Annotated in this window: 13 protein-coding genes; 7 read left to right on the forward strand and 6 right to left on the reverse strand. The window is 66.7% G+C overall.

Going from position 1 to position 12,451, the window contains the following annotated elements; genetic code table 11:
- Positions 1-49: 49 nt before the first annotated feature.
- From J3U95_RS01930 to J3U95_RS01955, 6 genes are all read left to right on the forward strand, one after another.
- Positions 50-718 carry an SPOR domain-containing protein gene (locus tag J3U95_RS01930; protein ID WP_208277013.1) on the forward strand — a complete coding sequence of 223 codons (669 nt, stop codon included), beginning with the start codon at positions 50-52 and terminating at the stop codon, positions 716-718.
- A gap of 7 nt (positions 719-725) precedes the next feature.
- Positions 726-1,508 carry an SDR family oxidoreductase gene (locus J3U95_RS01935; protein ID WP_208277014.1) on the forward strand — a complete coding sequence of 261 codons (783 nt, stop codon included), beginning with the start codon at positions 726-728 and terminating at the stop codon, positions 1,506-1,508.
- A complete protein-coding gene (locus J3U95_RS01940) occupies positions 1,505-2,269 on the forward strand; it encodes a biotin--[acetyl-CoA-carboxylase] ligase (protein WP_208277015.1) in 765 nt (254 codons plus the stop codon). The genes J3U95_RS01935 and J3U95_RS01940 overlap by 4 nt, the downstream gene beginning before the upstream one ends.
- A complete protein-coding gene (locus tag J3U95_RS01945; RefSeq protein ID WP_208277016.1) occupies positions 2,266-3,006 on the forward strand; it encodes a type III pantothenate kinase in 741 nt (246 codons plus the stop codon). Before J3U95_RS01940 ends, J3U95_RS01945 begins: the two co-directional genes overlap by 4 nt.
- Complete coding sequence (locus J3U95_RS01950) at positions 3,000-3,734, forward strand: SPOR domain-containing protein (protein WP_208277017.1); 735 nt, start codon at positions 3,000-3,002, stop codon at positions 3,732-3,734. Before J3U95_RS01945 ends, J3U95_RS01950 begins: the two co-directional genes overlap by 7 nt.
- A 214-nt stretch (positions 3,735-3,948) precedes the next feature.
- A complete protein-coding gene (locus J3U95_RS01955; protein WP_208277018.1) occupies positions 3,949-4,728 on the forward strand; it encodes a PEP-CTERM sorting domain-containing protein in 780 nt (259 codons plus the stop codon).
- An 86-nt stretch (positions 4,729-4,814) separates the two neighbouring features.
- Here J3U95_RS01955 and J3U95_RS01960 read toward each other — a convergent pair whose 3' ends face one another.
- The 6 genes from J3U95_RS01960 to J3U95_RS01985 all read right to left on the reverse strand — a co-directional run bounded on the left by J3U95_RS01960 (position 4,815) and on the right by J3U95_RS01985 (position 11,802).
- Positions 4,815-5,849 carry a septal ring lytic transglycosylase RlpA family protein gene (locus tag J3U95_RS01960; RefSeq protein WP_208277019.1) on the reverse strand — a complete coding sequence of 345 codons (1,035 nt, stop codon included), beginning with the start codon at positions 5,847-5,849 and terminating at the stop codon, positions 4,815-4,817.
- Positions 5,850-5,869: 20 nt separating this feature from the next.
- Entirely contained in the window at positions 5,870-6,988 is a 1,119-nt protein-coding gene (rodA, locus tag J3U95_RS01965; protein WP_208277020.1) for a rod shape-determining protein RodA, read from the reverse strand.
- Between the two features lie 3 nt (positions 6,989-6,991).
- A complete protein-coding gene (mrdA, locus tag J3U95_RS01970; RefSeq protein ID WP_208277021.1) occupies positions 6,992-8,989 on the reverse strand; it encodes a penicillin-binding protein 2 in 1,998 nt (665 codons plus the stop codon).
- Positions 8,990-9,017: 28 nt separating this feature from the next.
- Entirely contained in the window at positions 9,018-9,536 is a 519-nt protein-coding gene (mreD, locus tag J3U95_RS01975) for a rod shape-determining protein MreD (protein ID WP_208277022.1), read from the reverse strand.
- Between the two features lie 6 nt (positions 9,537-9,542).
- The gene (gene mreC / locus J3U95_RS01980) at positions 9,543-10,658 is read right to left on the reverse strand and encodes a rod shape-determining protein MreC (protein WP_208277023.1); all 1,116 of its coding nucleotides are present in this window, start codon (positions 10,656-10,658) and stop codon (positions 9,543-9,545) included.
- 100 nt (positions 10,659-10,758) lie between these two features.
- Positions 10,759-11,802, reverse strand: a complete 1,044-nt coding sequence (locus tag J3U95_RS01985) for a rod shape-determining protein (protein WP_005667820.1) — start codon at positions 11,800-11,802, stop codon at positions 10,759-10,761.
- A 314-nt stretch (positions 11,803-12,116) separates the two neighbouring features.
- On the opposite strand from J3U95_RS01985, the gene gatC reads away from it, so the two are divergent.
- On the forward strand, positions 12,117-12,416 hold the full coding sequence (gatC, locus tag J3U95_RS01990) for an Asp-tRNA(Asn)/Glu-tRNA(Gln) amidotransferase subunit GatC (RefSeq protein ID WP_005667818.1): 300 nt from the start codon (positions 12,117-12,119) through the stop codon (positions 12,414-12,416).
- Positions 12,417-12,451 lie beyond the last annotated feature (35 nt).

The raw sequence follows: 12,451 nt of genomic DNA on the forward strand, positions 1-12,451 counted from the left end.
GAAGGCAGTACAGGAACCGTAGCCCAACGTATCGTCACCAGAAAGCGTCATGACCGTCATCCGTACCGTATCGAAGCTTAGCCAACGCTACCAACGCGGCAGCACCCTGACCGGCATCATCATCGGCCTGATCATCGGGCTCGGTATCGCGGTGGCGGTCGCGCTCGTGATCACCAAGGGCGCCTCGCCGTTCACCGACCGCTCCAACAAGATGGGCCGCCCGGCCGACCTCGAGCCGAGCCAGGCGTCCGACCCCAACAAGCCGATGTACGGCAACCGGGCGCCGGTGCCGGTGCCGCAGGCGCCAAGCCAGCCGAGCGCGCCGGCGACCGTGCCGAAGGCGCCGCAGCAGCAGCCCGATTCCGACCCGCTGGGCGCCGCCATAGCCGGCATGCAGGAGCCGCGTCCAAGCGCGCCGCCACCGCCGCCGGGTCCGGTCAACACCGCCGCTCCCACGTCCGGCGCCGCGGCCGTGACCGACGGTTATATCTATTACCTGCAGGCCGGCGCCTTCCGCGAGATGTCGGATGCCGAGAACACCCGCGCCAAGCTGGCCCTGCTCGGCTTCGAGGCCGCGATCAGCGACCGCAGCACCGACAGCGGCGTGCTGCACCGGGTGCGCGTGGGCCCTTACACGCAAGTCGAAGCCGTCAACAAGGCGCGCGCCAAGCTGCTCGACAGCGGCATCGACGTTGCCATCGTGCGCAACCAGCGCTGATCCCACGATGACGCGGACGGAGCGCGTCTTCATCACCGGCGCCTCGAGCGGCATCGGCGCCGCCCTGGCGCGCGAATACGCCGCGCGCGGCGCCACGCTCGGCCTGCTGGCGCGGCGGCGCGACCACCTGGTCGCGCTGGCCGCCTCGCTGCCCTACCCCGAACGGCATCACATCTATGCGGTCGACGTGCTCGACCGCGACGCCTTGTCCGCCGCCGCGCACGACTTCATCGCCGTCAACGGCGGCGCCGACGTCGTCGTCGCCAGCGCCGGCATCTCGCACGGCACGCTCACCGACCGCCCGGCCGACCTGGCCGTGTTCGACGCGGTGTTCGCCACCAACGTGAACGCGACGGTCGCCACCTTCGCCCCCTTCATTCCCGCCATGCGGCAGCAGGCGACGCCCTGCCGCCTGGTGGGCATCGGCAGCGTGGCGGGCATTCGCGGCATGCGCGGCGCCGGCGCCTACTGCGCCAGCAAGGCCGCGGTGCACAGCTACTGCGAAGCGCTGCGGCTCGAGCTGCGCGCGACCAACATCCGGGTGGTGACGATCGCCCCCGGTTATATCGACACCCCCATGACCAGCAAGAACCGTTTTCCCATGCCCTTCCTGATGCCCGCCGACCGCTTCGCGGCGCAAGCCGCCAGCGTAATCGCGCGCGGCGACAGCTACCGCGTATTGCCCTGGCAGATGGGCTTCGTGGCCAAGCTGCTGCGCCTGCTGCCCGACTTCGTGTTCGACCGCCTGTTCGCGCGCGCGCCGACCAAACAGCGCCAGGGGGAAGCATGAACGCCGACGGCATCCGCGCGCTGTCGAAGGCCGGCGTGGCGGTCGAAGTCGTGGCGCAGACCGGCTCCACCAATGCCGACCTGCTGGCGCGCGCCGCGCAACTGCCCGCACCGTTGCTGCTGGTCGCCGAACACCAGACCGCCGGCCGTGGCCGCGCCGGCCGCAGCTGGCTGTCTTCGCCCGAAGGTTCGCTGACCTTTTCGCTGGCGTGGAAATTCGATGGCGGTCCGCAGCTTCTTACCGGCCTGCCGCTGGCCATCGGCGTGGCGCTGGCCGAGACCCTCGGCGCGCTGGGCCAGCAAGTCCAGCTGAAATGGCCGAACGACCTGCTCAAGGATGGCGACAAGCTGGCCGGCATCCTGGTCGAAACCCAGTCCGCGCCGGGCGGCGGCACCTGGACCGTGATCGGCATCGGCCTCAACCTCCTGATGCCGGACGAGATGGAAGCGCAGCTGGGCCGCAGCGCCGCCGGCGTGCCCTGGCTGGCGCGCATGGAGCGTGACGTCCTGATGGCGGCCCTGCTCGACGGCCTGGCCGCGGCGCTGACGGAATTCTCCACGCGCGGCTTCGCGGCCTTCGCCGCGCGCTGGAACCTGCGCCACGCCTGGCAAGGTGAGACCGTGGTCTTGCTCGACCAGGGTACGGTGCAGCACGAGGGCCGCGCGGCCGGTGTCGACGACAGCGGCCGCCTGCTGCTCGACACGGCGGAGGGCCGGATCACCGTGATGGCCGGCGACGTGTCGCTGCGGGTGAAGACATGATGTTGCTGGTGGACGCGGGCAATACCCGCGTCAAGTGGGCGCTCACCGACGCCGGCTGCGCGCCCGGTGAGTGGCGCTCCCACGGCGCCGTCCTGCATGCGCAGCTCGACGAGGCGGCGGCCGAATGGGCGGCCAGCGGCGCCACCCGTGCGCTGGTGTCGAACGTGGCCGGTCCGCAACTGGCCGCGCGCATCGCGGGCCTGCTGCCGGCGGGGATCGAGGTCGAATGGTTTGCCTCCACTTGTGAGCGCGCCGGCCTGCGCAACGGCTACCGCGAGCCGGGCCGGCTGGGCTGCGACCGCTTCGCCGCCGCCATCGGCGCTCTTGCGCTGGCGCCCGGCCAGGACCTGATCGTCGCCACCTGCGGCACCGCGACCACGGTCGACGCGGTCACGGCGGATGGCTTGTTCGTAGGCGGCATGATCCTGCCCGGCCTGGCCCTGATGGCGTCCAGCCTGGCCACGAATACGGCGCAACTGCCGCAGGTGGCCCCTGGCGCCCTGCCTGCGCTGTTCGGCGACAACACGAACGACGCGATTCTCTCCGGCGTGCTGTCGGCCCAGGCCGGCGCGATCGAACGCGCCGTGGCCGGCCACCGCGCGTCGGCCTGCATCGTCTCGGGCGGCGCCGCGCCATATATCGCGCCAGCGCTCAAGGTCGCGCACCAGGTGGTCGATAATATCGTGCTGGTCGGCCTGCAGGCGGCCGCTTCGACGAAAGGGGGAACGCCTTGCTGAAATTCGTATTCTGGGCGCTGCTGGCCGCGAACGCGGCGCTGCTGGCCTATGGCCAGGGCGTCCTCGGCCAGCCGGGGGCCGGCGAACGCGAGCCGGCGCGGCTGAAGAACCAGCTGGCGCCCGAACGCATCACGCAGCTGACGGCGGTCGAGGCCAAGCGCGCATTGGACGAGGCCGAGCAGGAAGAAGCCGAACAGCCCGCGCCGCCGGAGGCCGCCCCGCCTGCGCCCCCGCCCACGGCGCCGGTGGCCGTCGCGGCCAACCTGGTCGCCTGCGTCCAGGCCGGACCTTTCAGCGCCGCGGACGCACGCCGTTTCGAAGCGCGGGTGGCAAGCCTGGACCTCGCCGCGCGCCAGTCGCGGGTCGAGGTCCCCTTCCAGGAAGTGACCAGCCGCCTGGTCTACCTGCCGCCGAACGGGGGCCGCGAAGGCGCCCAGCGCCGCTCGGCCGAGCTCAAGGAGCGCGGTGTCGAGAATTTTTACATCATGCAGGGCGACTCGCCGCTGCGCTGGGCGATTTCGCTGGGTGTGTTCAAGACCGACAGCGCGGCCCAGAAGCTGGTGACGCAGTTGCAGCGCCAAGGCGTGCGCGGCGTGCAGGTGCTGCCGCGCGGGCCGCAGGTGATGCGCGCCGCCTATCGGTATCGGGCGATCGAACCTGCCATGCGCACAAGGCTGGCGGGGATTGCCGGCAACTATCCCGGAGGTGATTTGCGGGACTGTAACTGAACGCAATCCAGCGACTGTCCGACAAAGCGCACCATTCGGTGCGCTTTTTCTTTTGCGCAATATATCTCCGCAGCGGGTGTCGAAATTCCTTACACTAATATTGACACGAGAAAATTAAAGTTAATCAAAACAAAGACTTATATTTCTGGCACGCAAATTGCTATATGTCAAAGTAAGTTGTTTTAATTGAATTCTAATTTCCTAGGGGATAACCATGAAACAGACCATCATCGCCGCACTGCTCGCCGTCGCCTGCGCATTGTCGACCTCGGCCTCTGCCGAAACCATCAACCTGGACGGCTCGTTCGGCACCAGCCTGTCGAGCAAGACCTACGATACCGTCTTCAAATCGAACCTGGAAGGCAAGTATGAATTGAACAGCCTGACGTTCTCGTTTGCCTTCCTCGACAACGGCGGCACCTTCAAGACGAGCGACCCGAAGCAGACCAGCTACAACGCCGGTAACTACAAATGGTCGAACTCGCTCGGCGCCTATCTGCGCACGGTCGATGTCGGCCAGACGATCACCAAGACCAGCAAACAGGAAACCGCGCAACTGTCATTCGGCGACCTGGTACTCGGCAGCGGCGCGACCGAATACAACGAGAAGAGCGAGAACGGTGGCACGAAAACCGTGCGCGTCGTCGACGGCAAGGACTGCTTCCTGTTCTGGTGCGATTATTACAAGTCGGACGTAAAGACCAAAACCACCATCGTGACCCAGGATTACACGGGCGGCTTCTCGATCACCGGCACCATCAATGACCGCGACCTGATCAACCAGCTGTTCAACAACGGCGATCTGAGCCTGAGCCTGAAAGTCGTCGGCGACCTGCTGCTGACCGGCAGCAACCTCGTGCTGGACTACACCAAAGTGGAAGATCCGGTCGAAGAGCCAGGCGAAGTGCCTGAGCCGTCGAGCGTCCTGCTGGCAGGCGCCGGCCTGGCAGCCATCGGCTTCCTGCGCCGTCGTCGCAGCGCGGCACAGGCATAAGCGGTTCTCCCCGCTCAAGAAAAATGGCCGGTTCTCCGGCCATTTTTCATGGCGCTTCAGCGCCCCGCATTCGACACGTGGACCAATCAGCGCTGGACCACGATCGGCTTGAAGCCGAGGCGGGCCGGCAGCGCGCGCATCGCTTCCAGCGCTTCGGCGCGGCTGGCGTAAGGGCCGCCGTACAGGCGGTTCAGGGAACCCACCTTCACCACCTCCAGCTTGCCCAGCTCGACGCCGGCATTGGTGATCTTTTCGCCCATCGCCTCGGCGGTGCCGGCCCGGCCATAGGCGCCGAACTGGATGAAATAGCGACCGGCGCTTGCGGGAGCCGAAGCGGGAGCGGCCTCGGCAGCAGCCGGCTCCGCCTGGCTCACCAGCGCCGCGCTGTCGGAGTGGATCCGGTCTTCCAGCATCAGCGCCTCGATCTCGGGCGGGGCCGACTGCGCGATCGACGCGACCTCGCGGCGCGCGGCCGCGATCCGCGCCGGCGGTACAATGGGATCGCCCGGGAACAGGCGCTCGATCTCGACTTCGTGGCTGCCCTTGCCCAGCAGCCCGAGCTTGAGCGCCGCCGTGTACGAGACGTCGATGATGCGGCTGGAATGGAAGGGACCGCGGTCATTGATGCGCACCACCACCGAATTGCCGGTATCGAGGCTGGTCACGCGCACATAGGACGGAATCGGCAGGGTCGGATGCGCGGCCGTCATCTTGTACATATCGTACAGTTCGCCGGACGCCGTGCGCTGGCCATGGAACTTGACGCCATACCAGGTGCTGACGCCGCGCGCGGTGTACGGCGCGTCGTTCTCCAGCGGCGTATAGGTCTTGCCCAGCACCGTGTAGGGACGGCTGGTCCACTTGTTGAAGGGCTCGGCCTTGACCACGGCGTCCGGCACCTCGAGCAGGCCATCGGGGATGTTGTCGCCCGGGCCGTCGTCCTTGTAGTAGCCGCCGCGGCCCGACTTGGCGGGCGGCAGCTGGGGCGCCTTGCCGTGCTTGGCGCTTGGTTTATGTGGCCAGGGGAAAGGATTGAGCCGCTTGTGTTCCCCAGTACTGCTGCAGGCCGATACTAAAATGGCAACCGGTATGACCGCCAGGAAGCTTGTACGAACGCCCATTGGCTGTCCTTTATGAGGGTTTAGGTCTGTACCAGTTTACGATGTCTTTGAATACTCATCAATATGCCGGCGCCAAGGCCGAGCGTGATAAAGGCCGTGCCGCCATAACTCATGAAGGGCAGCGGCACCCCCACGACAGGCAATATCCCTGAGACCATGCCCATATTGACGAAGGCATAAGTAAAGAAAATCATCGCGATCGAACCGGCCAGCAAGCGCCCGAAGGTGTTCGGTGCATTGGCCGCGATCATCAGGCCGCGTCCGATCAGGAGCAGGTAGACGAACAGCAGGAACAGGTTGCCGATCAGGCCGAATTCCTCGGAATACACCGAGAACACGAAGTCGGTGGTGCGTTCCGGCACGAATTCCAGGTAGCCCTGGGTGCCCTGCATATAGCCCTTGCCGGACACGCCTCCCGAGCCGATCGCGATGATCGACTGGATGATGTGGAAGCCCTTGCCCAGCGGGTCGGAGGTCGGATCGATCAGGGTCATCACCCGCTGGCGCTGGTAGTCGTGCATCATCGACCAGCCGATCGGCAGGAAGGCCAGGACGCTCACCGCCACCGCCGCGATCGCCTTCCACGACAGGCCGGCCAGGAAGATCACGTACAGGCCCGACGACGCGACCAGCAGCGAGGTGCCGAGGTCGGGCTGCTCCATGATGAGGGCGACCGGGATCATCAGGATCACGGCGGCCACGATGTAATGCTTCCAGCCGGCGACCTGGGCCCGGGTCTGGAAGTACCAGGCCAGCATCAGCGGCAGGCCGATCTTCATGATCTCGGACGGCTGGATGTCGATGACGCCGATGTGCAGCCAGCGCTGCGCGCCCTTCTTGATCAGGCCGAACATCGCGACCGCGACCAGCAAGGCCACGCCGATCGCGTAGACCGGCACCGCCAGCCGCATCAGGGTTTGCGGCGCGATGTTCGCGGCCACCCACATCACCGCGAACGACAGCAGGAAGTTGCGGATCTGGTGCTCGACGCGGTCCGGGAAATCGGCGCCGGCCGACATCATGGTGATCATGCTGATCGTCACCAGCATGGCCAGGATCAGGGTCAGCGGCAGGTCGAACACCGTGAAGTAGGGGCGCAGGCGGCGGCGCAGCGAGCGCCGTTCTGGGATATGGGCCATGGCTTATTCGGTTCTGGTTGCGGTGGCGGCGTTCGCGGCGGAAGACGCGGCAACGGCGACCGGGGCCGGCGCGGAAGCCGGCGCAGGAGCGGGCGCGGCCTTCCTGACGGTGACGGGACGGGCGCCTTCCTTCGGTTCCGGCGGCGGCGCCGGACGCTTGCCGAGGATCGCGTAGTCGAGCACCTTGCGCGCGATCGGCGCCGCCACGACGCCGCCGAAGCCGGCATTCTCGACGATCATCGCCAGCGCGATGCGCGGCTGCTCGACCGGCGCGAAGGCGGTGAACAGCGCATTGTCGCGATGGCGTTCGTCGATCGCGTTGGCATCGTACTTCTTGCCGCGCAGGCCGATCACCTGCGCGGTGCCGGTCTTGCCGGCCGAGGTATACGTGGCGGTGGAGAAGGCGCGTTGCCCGGTGCCTTCGCGCATCACGCCGGCCATCGCATCCTTGATGAAATCGAGGTGCTCCTGCTTCATCGACAGGCGCCGGGTTTCCTTGGGCACGGTCAGGGTGCGCTCGCGGGTCACGCCATCCTCGACCATCTTGACCAGGTGCGGTTTCATCACCACGCCGTCATTGGCCAGGATCGCGGTCGCATGCGCCAGCTGCAGCATGGTGTAGTTGTTGAAGCCCTGGCCGATCGAGATCGAGATGGTGTCGCCGCCCACCCACTTCTGGGCCGCGCGGTTGCGCTTGAAGCGCTCGGCCTTCCATTCCTTCGACGGCAGCACGCCGGTCTTTTCGTGATCGAGGTCGATCCCGGTCGGCTGGCCGAAGCCGAACTCGCGCATGAATTTCGAGATGTTGTCGATTCCCATCTCGTTGCCGAGCTGGTAGTAATAGGTGTCGCAGGAGTGGGCGATCGAGTGGTACATATTGACGATGCCGTGGCCGCCCGGCTTGTCGTCGTTGAAGCGGTGCCCGCCCAGCATGAAGAAGCCGGGGTCGCGGATCGCGTCGTGCGGACGGCGATAGCCCAGCTCGAGCGCCGCCAGCGACATGAAGGGCTTGAAGGTCGAACCGGGCGGATAGGTGCCCGACAGCGGACGGTTCATCAGCGGCCGGTCGAGCGAGGTGTTCAACTCGTTCCAGCTCTGGTAGTCGATGCCGTCGACGAACAGGTTCGGGTCGAAGCCGGGCCGCGAAACGTAGGCCAGCACGTCGCCGGTCGACGGTTCGATCGCCACCAGCGCGCCGCGCTGGTCGCCGAAGGCTTCCTCGGCGATCTTCTGCAGCTCGATGTCGATCGACAGGATCAGGTTGCTGCCCGGGACCGGCGGCGTGCGCTTGAGCGTGCGGATCGCGCGGCCGCCGGCCGAGCGCTCGACCTGCTCGTAACCCGTGACGCCGTGCAGCTGGCGCTCGTAGCGCTTCTCGACGCCTTCCTTGCCGATGTGGTCGGTGCCGTTGTAGTTGGCGGCGTCGTCGCCCTCCTCGATCGCGGCGGCTTCCTTGGCGTTGATGCGGCCGATGTAGCCGATCACGTGCGACGCCACCTCGCCCATCGGATACTGGCGGAACAGGCGCGCCTGCACCTCGACGCCGGGAAAGCGGAAGCGCTGGGCGGTGAAGCGCGCCACCTCGTCGTCGGTCAGGCGGGTGCGCAGCGGCACGCTGGCGAAGCTGCGCGACTCTTCGCGCAGGCGCTTGAAGCGGCGGCGGTCGCGCGCATCGATCGCGACCAGCTTGGCCAGCTCGTCGATCACCGATTCCAGGTCGGCCTGCAGCTTCGACGGCGTGATCTCGAGTGTGTAGGCGGAATAGTTGCGCGCCAGGACCACGCCGTTGCGGTCCACGATCAGGCCCCGGTTGGGCACGATCGGCACCAGCGCGATGCGGTTGTCCTCGGCCTGCGCCGCGTACTGGTCGTGGTGCAGCACCTGCAGCCAGACCACGCGCGCGACCAGCAGGCCGAAGCAGATGAAGACGAGCGCCACCAGCGCCGTGAGGCGCATCCGGAACTGGTGGATCTCGCGGTCGCTGTCCTTGAACTCGGTCATTCTGGATAAACCTGGTGGAAACGCCCGGTCAGATCGGGCGGGTATGGTCGCGGTCGACGGCGCGCCGCTGGGGCGCCAGCAGCAGCCAGGTGATCACCGGCCACAGGGCCACCGCCACCACGCTCTCGACGAACTGCAGCAGGCCGGGGAAGCGGCCGGAGACCACCATGTGCACGACCAGCTGGATGGCCTGGGCCAGCAGCAGCAGCGGGAACACGTGCATGGCCTGGGTCAGCAGCGGGAACCACAGCACGCGGCGGTGGATCATGATGGCCAGGTAGGACAGCACGGTGTAGGCGAGCGCGTTCTCGCCCAGCAGGCTGGCGTCGTGCACGTCCATCAACAGGCCCATGCAGAAGGCGACGCCGATGCCGACCTTGCGCGGCTGGTGGATGCCCCAGAACACCAGCACCAGCGCGACGAAGTCGGGCGCCCCGACCCAGCGCCCCCAGGGCATCAGGTTGAGCATGAAAGCGCACACCAGGCTGAAGGCGATGAACAGCGGGCTGACGGGCAGCAGGATGTAATGCGGACGGCGACCGGGCATGGCGGCTTACTCCGTTCGGGCGGCCGGCGCGGGCGCGGTCGCGGTCGTTGCAGATGGCGTGGCGGCCGGCGCCGCCGGACGTGGCGTAGGCTGGGCCGCGGGAGGCGTGGCTGGCGGCGTCGCCGCAGGCTGGTTGGCTGGCGCCGGCGCTGGCGCGCCGTTGGTGGTGGCGGGCGCGCCGGCCGCCGGCAGCGGCGCGGCAGGCAGCGGCGGCGTCGGCACCGCCGGCATCTTCGGCATATTGCGCCGGCTGCCGCTGTACGGCGCCTCGGGCGCCGGGCGCGGCGGCAAGGGGTTGTGCGACATGATCACCAGCACCTGGCGATTGCGGTCGATGCCGGCCAGCGGCTGGCCGACCACGCGGCCGAACGAGCCGGCCGCCTTCTCGACCTGGGTCACGCGCGCCACCGCCAGGCCGGCCGGGTACATTCCGTCCAGGCCCGAGGTCACCAGCACGTCGCCGACCTGGATGTCGGCATCCTGGGCCACGAAGCGCAGGTCGAGCAGGCCGGAATTGCCGCGGCCATAGACGATGCTGCGCAAGCCGCTGCGCAGCACCTGCACCGGAATGGCCTGGTCCTTGTCGGTCAGCAGCGTGACTTCGGAGGTGAACGGGAACACGCGGGTGACCTGGCCGACCACGCCGGCGTGGTCGATCACCGGCAGGCCGAGCGACACGTCGTCGCGCGAACCGCGGTTGATCACGATGCGGCGGGTGGACGGGTCACGCGCGTCGTACAGGATCTCGGCCATCTGCGACTGCACCGGCAACTGCTGCTTGCCTTCCATCAGGCGTCGCAGGTGCGCGTTCTCGGCCATCTGGAACTGGGCCTGCTGCAGCAACTGGGCGCGCGCCAGCTCCTGGTGCTTGAGCGCCTGCACTTCCTTCTGCAAGGTCGACAGCGACGAGAAATAGTCGCCCATATTGGCCAGCGCCTCGCGCGGCATCAGGGCCGCCATCTGCATCGGATAGAGCACGGTGGCGGCCACCTGGCGCACGCCGGACAGCAATCCCATGCGGGCGTCGACGAACAGCAATACGATGGCGATCAGTGCGCAGACCGTCGCCTTGACTCGTGCTGGGGCGCCTTGTTTGAACAGCGGCGGAGGACTGTATTCCATGACGTCCGTTGGTGGTAACGCGGGCGGTCAATGCCAAGACGGGCAGATGCGCGCAGCTTGTGACCGCGCGCCCTGCCCGCCCCGGTTGATCACGTGCGTCTTATTCGTACGAGAAGATCGAACCAAGCTTGTCCATGCGCTCGAGGGCCATGCCCGAGCCGCGCACCACGCAGGTCAGCGGATCTTCGGCGGCCAGCACCGGCAGGCCGGTTTCTTCCATCAGGAGGCGGTCGAGGTCGCGCAGCAGCGCGCCGCCGCCGGTCAGCATCATGCCTTTTTCGGCGATGTCGGCGCCCAGTTCCGGCGGCGCCTGTTCCAGCGCGTTCTTCACGGCCGACACGATCTGGTTCAGCGGATCGGTGAGGGCTTCCAGGATCTCGTTGCTCGAGATGGTGAACGAGCGCGGGATGCCTTCCGACAGGTTGCGGCCCTTGACTTCCATTTCCTTGACTTCGGAACCCGGGAACGCCGAGCCGATCGCCTTCTTGATCGCTTCGGCGGTCTGCTCGCCGATCAGCATGCCGTAGTTGCGGCGGATGTAGTTGACGATGGCTTCGTCGAACTTGTCGCCGCCCACGCGCACCGAGCCCTTGTAGACCATGCCGCCCAGCGAGATGATGCCCACTTCGGTGGTGCCGCCGCCGATGTCGACCACCATCGAGCCGGTCGCTTCCGAGACCGGCAGGCCGGCGCCGATCGCGGCCGCCATCGGCTCTTCGATCAGGTAGACCTGCGAGGCGCCGGCGCCCAGCGCCGATTCGCGGATCGCGCGGCGCTCGACCTGGGTCGAGCCGCACGGCACGCAGATGATGATGCGCGGCGACGGACGGAAGAATTTCGAGTCGTGCACCATGCGGATGAACTGCTTGAGCATCTGCTCGGTGACGGTGAAATCGGCGATCACGCCATCCTTCATCGGGCGGATCGCTTCGATATTGCCGGGAACCTTGCCGAGCATCTGCTTGGCTTCCTTGCCGACTGCCTGGATGGTCTTCTTGCCGTTCGGGCCACCTTCCTGGCGGATCGCGACCACCGACGGCTCGTCCAGGACGATGCCCAGGCCGCGGACGTAGATCAGCGTGTTGGCGGTGCCGAGGTCGATCGCCAGGTCATTCGAGAAGTAGCTGCGTAAAAAACCAAACATGGGTGTCCTGATGCGCATCAATGTGCGCCTAAACATTGATCGGGGATTCTGTGCCGCACCTGCCAAGCTTGGGCACCGCGGACTTCGCATGCGCGGGTGCCGGGCTTTCGGCACGACAACGCATTAGCCCGCCATTCTACCTTATAATTTGTCGTTTACATGCTGAATACGGGTGGTTTTCCCCACCGAATTGCAAGCGATTTGGACGGTGTTTGCAGGGTTTTATCGCCTTTAAGAAGCCGTTCGCTGACAACTTGCTAACATTCATTATTCGCCGAATCACTTTTTGCGCGCTGATGGCGTGCCATATAGCCATGTCCCTGACCCTTTCCGACGTAAAACGCATCGCCAATCTGGCCCAGCTCGACATGGACGACGCCCATGCCGAGACCGCGCTGGCCGAGCTGAACGGCATCTTCGCGCTGGCCGAGCAGATGCAGGCGGTCGATACCACCGGCGTGGCGCCGCTGGCCCAGCCGCTGTCGGCCATCCTGGCCCTGCCGCTGCGCCTGCGCGACGATGCGGTGACCGAAGAGAACCGCCGCGAGGACTACCAGGCGCCGGCGCCGAAGGCGCAAGATGGCCTGTACCTGGTGCCGAAGGTCATCGAGTAAACCGCCGCTTTCACGAATCGCTTAGAGATCGAACC

The organism is Massilia oculi (assembly GCF_017582745.1).
Taxonomy (GTDB): Bacteria; Pseudomonadota; Gammaproteobacteria; order Burkholderiales; family Burkholderiaceae_D; genus Telluria; species Telluria oculi_A.

Bases quoted from the DNA above. Each gene is read 5' to 3' on its own strand.
- J3U95_RS01930 (WP_208277013.1), top strand. From the start codon at position 50: ATGACCGTCATCCGTACCGTATCGAAGCTTAGCCAACGCTACCAACGC.
- J3U95_RS01935 (WP_208277014.1), top strand. From the start codon at position 726: ATGACGCGGACGGAGCGCGTCTTCATCACCGGCGCCTCGAGCGGCATC.
- J3U95_RS01940 (WP_208277015.1), top strand. From the start codon at position 1,505: ATGAACGCCGACGGCATCCGCGCGCTGTCGAAGGCCGGCGTGGCGGTC.
- J3U95_RS01945 (WP_208277016.1), top strand. From the start codon at position 2,266: ATGATGTTGCTGGTGGACGCGGGCAATACCCGCGTCAAGTGGGCGCTC.
- J3U95_RS01955 (WP_208277018.1), top strand. From the start codon at position 3,949: ATGAAACAGACCATCATCGCCGCACTGCTCGCCGTCGCCTGCGCATTG.
- J3U95_RS01960 (WP_208277019.1), bottom strand. From the start codon at position 5,849: ATGGGCGTTCGTACAAGCTTCCTGGCGGTCATACCGGTTGCCATTTTA.
- rodA (WP_208277020.1), bottom strand. From the start codon at position 6,988: ATGGCCCATATCCCAGAACGGCGCTCGCTGCGCCGCCGCCTGCGCCCC.
- mrdA (WP_208277021.1), bottom strand. From the start codon at position 8,989: ATGACCGAGTTCAAGGACAGCGACCGCGAGATCCACCAGTTCCGGATG.
- mreD (WP_208277022.1), bottom strand. From the start codon at position 9,536: ATGCCCGGTCGCCGTCCGCATTACATCCTGCTGCCCGTCAGCCCGCTG.
- mreC (WP_208277023.1), bottom strand. From the start codon at position 10,658: ATGGAATACAGTCCTCCGCCGCTGTTCAAACAAGGCGCCCCAGCACGA.
- J3U95_RS01985 (WP_005667820.1), bottom strand. From the start codon at position 11,802: ATGTTTGGTTTTTTACGCAGCTACTTCTCGAATGACCTGGCGATCGAC.
- gatC (WP_005667818.1), top strand. From the start codon at position 12,117: ATGTCCCTGACCCTTTCCGACGTAAAACGCATCGCCAATCTGGCCCAG.